7 protein-coding genes are annotated in these 6769 nt (G+C 34.5%); 1 reads left to right on the forward strand and 6 read right to left on the reverse strand.

From position 1 onward, the window contains the following. The coding region (locus tag D6734_05870) for an IS256 family transposase (protein RMF95269.1) at positions 1–890 on the forward strand (890 nt) is incomplete at its 5' end. On the opposite strand, the gene D6734_05875 is transcribed toward D6734_05870, so the two are convergent. The 6 genes from D6734_05875 to D6734_05900 all read right to left on the reverse strand — a co-directional run bounded on the left by D6734_05875 (position 833) and on the right by D6734_05900 (position 6764). Beyond that, entirely contained in the window at positions 833–1429 is a 597-nt protein-coding gene (locus D6734_05875) for a hypothetical protein (protein ID RMF95270.1), read from the reverse strand. The genes D6734_05870 and D6734_05875 overlap by 58 nt on opposite strands. A 261-nt stretch (positions 1430–1690) precedes the next feature. Continuing rightward, entirely contained in the window at positions 1691–2191 is a 501-nt protein-coding gene (locus tag D6734_05880) for a zinc ribbon domain-containing protein (protein ID RMF95271.1), read from the reverse strand. A gap of 78 nt (positions 2192–2269) precedes the next feature. After that, positions 2270–2809 (reverse strand): hypothetical protein, encoded by a 540-nt coding sequence (locus D6734_05885; protein RMF95272.1) that lies wholly within the window; start codon positions 2807–2809, stop codon positions 2270–2272. A 15-nt stretch (positions 2810–2824) separates the two neighbouring features. Next, entirely contained in the window at positions 2825–3280 is a 456-nt protein-coding gene (locus D6734_05890) for a DUF1425 domain-containing protein (GenBank protein ID RMF95273.1), read from the reverse strand. Positions 3281–3299: 19 nt separating this feature from the next. Continuing rightward, positions 3300–4895, reverse strand: a complete 1596-nt coding sequence (locus D6734_05895) for a hypothetical protein (protein RMF95274.1) — start codon at positions 4893–4895, stop codon at positions 3300–3302. A 51-nt stretch (positions 4896–4946) separates the two neighbouring features. Further along, the gene (locus D6734_05900; GenBank protein ID RMF95275.1) at positions 4947–6764 is read right to left on the reverse strand and encodes a hypothetical protein; all 1818 of its coding nucleotides are present in this window, start codon (positions 6762–6764) and stop codon (positions 4947–4949) included. Positions 6765–6769: the final 5 nt, after the last annotated feature.

Genomic DNA, 6769 nt, shown 5'->3' on the forward strand with positions numbered 1-6769 from the left:
AACTTGGATTGCCTTATTCAAAAGATGAGCTTGAAAAGATTGAAGATGACATTTTAAAGCGTTTAGAGGAATTTAAAACAAAAGAACTTCCAGAGGATGCTTTTGTTTTATACATTGATGCTTACCATGGGAAACTCAAAGAAAGTTCCGGGAAAGTGCGCAAATGCTGTATTTACACCGTACTTGGCATAGATTTGGAAGGCAACCGGGAAGTATACGGTTTTTATATCGTTATGGGCTCAGAAAACAAGGACGAATGGATAAAAATATTTAATGATCTAATCTCAAGAGGACTCAAACGGATATTATTGATTGTTTCAGATGACTTCTCAGGGCTTGATGGGGCAATTGAGGCAATATTTCCAAAAACAGACCATCAGCTCTGTTTTGTACATCTTCAGCGCAATGTAAAAAGAAATATGTCTAAAGAAGATTCAAAGGAATTTAATCGCAAGTTAAGAGAGACCTACATCTATTATAGTAATAACTTTGAGGAAGCAAAAGATAAACTTGATAATATTCTTGAAGAATATAAAAACAGATATCCTTCATTTATTTCGTATCTTTTGAAAAAAGAAGGGAAATACCTCTCCTTTATGAAATATCCTCAAAGAGTAAGAAGAAGCATTTATACAACAAACATTATAGAAAACTTTAATTCGCTACTTGAAAGAATCAGACACAGACTCGGCGGATACTTTGCCTCTAAACAAATCCTTGGAATCAATGTAATGCTTCAATGTGAAAAATTAGAAAAAACAAAATGGAAAAAACCTCACCCAATAATAAGAGGGGAACTCTATGAAATTAACCAGATCTTTAACCTCAGATTCTATGAAAATAACATGAATTTGAAAACAGTTAAAAACTCGCAGACACAATGTTCTTGACAAGTCTCATCAACCCAAAAATAGACATATCGCTTCTTAGATAAATCCCGCTTATTCCACTGCTCATATTCATTCCACCACACAGATTTTAGCCGGCTGATGGTCCCGGATGACAATCCTCTGGCTGCCTTACCAAACAGGGCTTCCAGCGCTTCCGGAAAATCACCCGTCGATATCCCTTTCAAATATAACCACCGCAACAGCGCCTCTATACTTTTTGTCCGCCTGATATATGGAGGAACAATGCTGGAACGAAAGCGAATCTTATCATCCAATGCCTCCCGATCTTCAGCACGGGGAACTCTTACTTTTACTTCCCCTATCCCCGTCTGTATATTGCGAGCATCATTATAACCATTGCGCACTATACGCCGACAACCATTTGATAAACGAAAACCTTTGTATTCCTCAATAAATGTTTCAATCTCTATCTCAAGCGCCTCTTTCAGTAAACGCATGGCTCCCTCACGTAATACTCCCGTAAGTACATCTTCAACTTCTTCTGGACTATTTAACGCAACTACGCTACTATCTTTCATGGCGTATCTCCTTAATTAAAGGTTATGAGTGATTCCCCTTAAAACTGAATCACTCATGATACGCCACTTAACTCTCATCCACAACTTTTAATTATATCTCCAGAAAAATGTCTAAATATTGAACAGTTTAAAAAGGACTACTGCACTCGGCTATGTAGAGCTATATAGAGATGGAATAGGACATATCAATCATAACATATATCTAACTCTTCGTTATGTCCATCTATCAAAGAAGATGGTCAACATATTAGTGACAAAAAACTATTTGTTCGATAACTTTTTAATATCATTTGAAATATTGACAAAAATTTGCATCATTTCCAGGGATAAAGAAAACAACCAATCTAAAAATATAGCAAGGAATAAACCTCCGATTATGGATCCAATTAATCCGCCAATTGCATTACCCATTGAACGCCTTATCTGTGTAAGATAATTTATTCCAGAGGCAAATCCAAAAATTACTGTTCCTATAATTATAATACTTATAATCATACGTCCTGCAATTCCCAACCATGTAAGATGTGGAATATTGGTAGAATCTACATCTAGTTTGCCTTGATTACCTAATTCTTTTAGTTCATTTACTGTTAATTTCAAAGTTTTAATAGGCATTGAGATAAATGAAAATAATAAACCAAAAAAACCTTTTATTGTACTTCTATAAGAAGGAGTAATTTTCGTTATTTTTAATACCTGTCCACATTCAGGACAGACTGTACTACAATCAGGAATTTGCTTGCCACATTCTATACAAAACATATTTTTCTCCCTAAAAAAATATCAAATTTTTACTTCCTTCTATCTATTGGGAACAAAAGAGACAAATATTTCCTAATATTAGAAAAGCCTTCTTTTTGCTTTAGCTAAAGCCATATCAGCTGACCACTGTCCTATAAGCTCTCCATCAATTTTAAAAAGCTTTAGCTGTAAAGTAAAATAAACAAGTTCTTGGTTATTTTTAGCGTATTGACGAGTAGATGTTAATTCTGTTTTCAAAATATAGTCAAAGTCGTTTGCAGTTCTATCTAACACTCTTATTAATCCGCTTTGAAAGATTGTTTCCTGAATCTTGTCATAAATATCAATTACTCTTATCCCTTCATCGTCGGTATTGTTTTTTATTTCACCTATCACTAATCTTGGTTTGGAATTACCCCAACTCTGAACCTGTTTTGATGACAACATTTTGTTTGTAACTTTTTCTGCCAATCTTTTGTAATCAGCACTATTAGGCTCTGTATTTATGTGTATGTCGTCAGCGGTATCAACTGTTGAAACGGCTCCTTGACGACCCGCTGTTATAGGACCGCAGGAACCTAAAAAAGTAATACTCAAAAAAAGAATCACAATGCCTAAATATCTATATTTATTGCTCATATCAGGTCACTCCTTTCATTTATTTCTTTGTTTATAGTTTTCAATAAAAACATCGTCAGGGAATCGAACCGTAAAAACTATCTTAACTGCTTCAGGTGTTTTTCCCATAAACTGGAAACTCTGGGTCTGATGAGGAGTCAAGGTAAAACGATTCCAAACGTTGAGACTATTGACTAAAGATCCTTCACTAGCATACCAGTCACATTTATATTCCAGAGTATATCTATTTTCTGATAAATTCTGTACGGTAACTTCAGCTTGTGTTAATTGACCAAGAACTCTAAATCGCGGATTCATAATTTTTACCTTATTTAAGAGTTTTTTAGAACCAAGGATAAGGGTAGCTCTTGGGTTACTATCATCTATGAAGGGTCCTGAATCTATAGGTCCATTTGAAGTCGTCGTACATCCTAATAATACTACGGCAAACATTAAGCTGACATATAGAACAACTACTTTAATACTATTCATATCTTCTCCTATTTTTTAATTAATTCATTGCAATCCACATTTTTTCATTTGAATATACATACAATAGATCATCAATGCTTCTTGCAAAAACAAAATTATGACTTGATTTATCTAACTCAATGGATTTTGATGCTAATTTATTGCCTTTCAAATCATAAGTAACTATTTGAATCCGATTAAGATTTTGTGGCGCATAAAATCGAGCAGCATAGATCGAAGCCGGAAGGCTCATCCACGACCGCATATCGGGAGTAGACATTTCATTACGTTTCTTTTTAATTGTTGAACCAATTTGTCCAAACTTATCCAAAATAGAACCTTCAAAATATGTACGTACTATTGTCGCAAAAATGCTTAAAGTACGTATAGGCGCAGTGTCTTTTTGATGACGAAGGCATAAAGCTTCGATATCGGCTATTTTAGAAAATTTTGATAGTTGATGACCTTTTTCATCATAAACATTTATGCGATTGACTTTTGAAGGGACCGGATCATAAATTGGTAACTTAACAGGGATATCAGCATTCTTCATAGAAATATTAAAAGATAATACTTTTTTTTCCGGCACATATCCATCCGCAACAATTACATGAACTAATCTTTTATTTGGCGGAGCAGATTTTTTTTTAAGTTCCTCAACAAGTTCCTTAAGAAACTTGTTTTTCGGATTAAGATCTAATGCTTTTTCATAGGAAATTCTTGCATTGTCTCGAAGGCTTGAATCATTGAAACTCTCGAATTCCTGAACGATTCCACTGATATAATAACCAAAGGGATTAACAAATGCACTAGGCAAAGTATCGGCTTTAGTATCCATTGAAGCATATTGTTTCCCTAATATTTCTTTCAAATTAAAGCCCAGTTCACCCCTTTTATCTTTTTGTTCTTTCTCCTTTTCAGCTAACTTTTCTTTTACAGCCTTTATTTTTTTATCAAATTTTTCTCTTTCTATCTTTTGCCATTCAATCGAACGCCGCGCAACATTATAAGCTTCTCGTTTACCTTGAAGTAAATAAACAATGCTTTTTAAATTTAACATAAGGACTTTTTCATATCCTTCAGTTAGATATGGACCTGTTTCAGAATTTCCGGTAATCATTCCGCCGCCAGTTGCCCATACCTTATCCAGAAAAGTTTTTGATATTGTTTGATTATCATTATTTTTGATAATTTTCTCTGCCTTGGTAAACATAGTTATTGAATCATCATATTTTCCACAACTTAACGCGATTTGCGCCCCTTCAAGATTTGCCAAAGTTTCTGCATTTAAGAGCGTCTTCTTTTCTCTCGTGTCTATACCAGATATGTTTTTATTATCATTTTCTTTATATAGTTGTATTACCTCTTCTATCTTTCCTAATGCAATTAATTTTTTTACAAGTTTAAAAGATTTAGAATAACCGGAATAAATTATATTTCTTTTTTCAGCAAGTATCCGTTTTTGTTCTAATGAGTTTTTCTGGTTAATACTATTTTCCGTATTTTCCCTTTTATTACTTAAAATCTTTTGAGAAAAGGATTTGAGAGGATTTTTCAAATCAAATGCATAGATTGGATTTGCTAAAAAAATAACTAAGATACTAGTAAACAAAAAACACAACCAATACCTTTTCATATTTCTCCTAAATACAAATTTTTAAATTAAATCTAAATTAATTCTATTCTGCTACCATGCAGGCTTTTTCACTACTACCTTTTTTTCTTTTTCAGGTATTGCTACAGGAGCGGCTTTCCTTAAAATATCGCCGATAGCAACATTACCTCCTGATGAAATAATTGCTGTAGACCTTGATGCCTCAACTGTCAATATCTTCACCGTTGCTACTTTCGTTTCTGCCTTACCAAAAGAGATCCCTGTGTCAGGGTCAATCATTTCTTCTCCCGGATGCATTACATCAAAAACAAGCCCACTGCGCATCCCAACATCATCTCCCCGATTTATGTAAAGTGTACCATTAGCATTAACCATCAAGACTTTAATTGGATAAAGCCGTTCCAAAATCCGGTTTACTGCTTCTGTTGTATAGTCATCCATCAATTTATTTATCATTTGCGTCACATCTCCACTTTTTATTCTTTCATTAATATTGATTTTGTCAGCAGCAATAACAGCGCCTGTATGGACATCAACTATCCGAATATTACCCTCAGCAATGCCGCTAACATGCACTTGCACTTCATCAACAAGCGGAACTCTTGTACGTTGAGTATTGGTATAAAAATTAGAAATTTCGCCAAGAATTAAATAATCCGCGCCGGCCAATTCCTTCAAACTATCTAAAATGTTATTTCCTGAAACAACTGATTCAAAATCTTTTTCATCAATGATTTGATCAATTTCCTGTCTTTCCATTACTGTAAAACGGTTTGTATTTGTCAGTTTAATAATAAAATCATCTGTCATACGATTGACATGGCCTCTTCCAAAACCATCTATAGTTCGCGCATTTTTGTTCACTCGAAGCAACCCAACTGCAATAGTTGCTTTACTACCACCTTTCCTTTGAGTCGAAGCAGAAAGGTCCCCACCAGACCTTGTCGGAATATAAGTCGCTTTTTTTTCACTTGCCTGAATATCAAGCGATACAAGATCACCAACTAATAATTTATCTCCGCTTATTTGCTTTACTATAGACATTGTTTCCTGCGGAGTCTTAATTTCTATACGTCCTACATCTGACTTTATACGCCCTATTACAACACCTGAAGTATCCTTAATTTCTTTGCCTTCTCTTTCTACTCTATAGACATCACCCTCATTGACTCCATCATTTAGCCCTCTAGAAATTACTAGTGGATCTAAACTTACAACTCTAGCAGGGAAAGTCACATCCAGAATTTTTACGGCCGCTAACCGTCCAAGATGATCAAAAAAAGAGTAATCATCTGTGTCAGTTTTTCTTCCTTTAAAGATGGATTCAGTTACCTTGGTACGAAAACTTGTAGCGCCAACAACGGTTCCAGATTTAACATCAATAACCCGTAACCTAATACGAGCGTCTGAAACATTTTCGCTTATTGTCCTTCCCTTATTGCTGAACGGTATTGGAGTTTCTTCGGTCGTTTTCGATATTTTTTCCAAATTACCCAAAACAAGATAATGTGCGCCTACAGCACTCCCAAGATCCTGAAAATCTTTCAACATATCATTCCTCTGTGCAATATTTCCAACAGTAGCAACCACATCAGAATTAACTTTTTCCATATCCTCTATAGCTTTAAATAATGTACGGTCAACATAACTTTCTTTAAGTTTTTGTCCAAACCGCTGTTCCAAAACAACTTTTCTAAGGGCTTTTCTTTCAACAGGAATAAATCTTTTGCTGTTTGTTAAATGTTCCAAGATTCGCTCTGCAAGAATATCAGGCAACCCTATGGAAGTAGAATTACTGATATTGGTTTGATCAGGAAGAAAATCAGAATGACTGATGACTGCAATTGTTAATTTAGTACCAGCAGAATTATCTTTATTATTATCTTGCATATTGC

This window comes from Candidatus Schekmanbacteria bacterium (assembly GCA_003695725.1).
Classification (GTDB): Bacteria; Schekmanbacteria; GWA2-38-11; order GWA2-38-11; family J061; genus J061.